We start from the raw sequence: 1,451 nt of genomic DNA on the forward strand, positions 1-1,451 counted from the left end.
AATTTCGAATTCATCCGAGATGAAGTCAAGGACTTGTACTGTACGGATAATGGCCGCCCGCCAGTTGACCCTGTTCAGCTATTTAAAATCATGCTGCTAGGCTATTTATTTGGTATTAAAAGTGAGCGTCAAATCATCAAAGACATTGAAGTGAATGTCGCGTATCGATGGTTTCTACGCATGGGACTTACCGAAAAGGTTATCGATGCATCAACACTTAGCCAAAACCGTATCCGCCGTTTCAATGGTACAGATGTATTTGAACGTATATTTAATAACATTGTTCAACAAGCAATTAAACATGGTTTAGTTGGCGGTAAAGCCTTATTCACCGACAGCACACACTTAAAAGCGAATGCAAATAAACGAAAGTTCACCAACAAATTTAAACCTGTCTCAACCAGTGCGTATATCAAACAAATCGACAAAGCTGTGGAGGCAGACCGTAAAGCGGCAGGAAAAAAGCCACTTAAGGATAAAGGTTATTGTGAGATAAAGCAGAATAAGGTCAGCAAAACTGATGGTGATAGCGGTTATATGCATCGAGATGAAAAGCCAAAAGGCTTTTTCTACTTAGACCACCGAACGGTGGATAATGACTATAACATTATTGTTGATACGCACATCACGCCAGGTAATGTCCACGATTCTCAGCCATACATTGCTCGCCTCGATGCCATTGAAAATCGTTTTGCACTGTCACCAAACTTTGTTGGTATTGATGCAGGTTACTTCACAGCTCCCGTATGTTTCAATCTAGAACAGCGCAATATTCAAGGGGTGTTTGGCTACCGTCGTCCCTCACGAACTAAGAATGCCATTAAAAAAAAGCATTTCACATATAACGAGAAAGCAGATACGTATACCTGTCCGCAAGCGCAAACGTTAATCTACTCAACCACTAGTCGAGAAGGCTACCGAGAATACCATTCTAACCCCAAGGTATGTGTTAATTGCCCGATATTAAACGATTGCACTAAGAGTAAAAGCAATAAGAAAGTCATAACGCGTCATGTAATGGCCGCGAGCCAAGAGCGAGCCAATACATTTCGCTTAACAAGCCTAGGTAAACACCTATACAAACGACGATGTGAAACCGTAGAAAGAAGCTTTGCTGATGCAAAACAACACCACGGCCACAGATATGCAAGATATCGAGGTAAACGTAATGTTCAAATGCAGGCATATTTAGCTGCGGCAGCGCAAAATATGAAAAAGATAGCGATGACGCTATCAAATATTCCTCAGATAATGGCAATCTAAGAGGGGAAGCCCTTTTAAAAACATATACTTCAAAAAAACACGCCAAACTAGCAGAAAATCCCAAAACCAACATATAAGAACAAATAGAATGGAAAAAAGCTCTAATCGCAAAATATCGCGATCGCAGCCTACGGCTGCTTATAAAAAACAAACCCCGTATAAAATAACGGGGTTTGTCAGTAGTCTGA

General features: G+C 40.8%; 1 pseudogene. It reads left to right on the forward strand.

From position 1 onward, the window contains the following. Positions 1-1,227: pseudogene (locus tag ACSLUK_RS19885) on the forward strand (IS1182 family transposase); the annotation flags it as partial. Between the last annotated feature and the right edge of the window lie 224 nt (positions 1,228-1,451).

The sequence above is a fragment of the Thalassotalea fusca genome, from assembly GCF_053485835.1.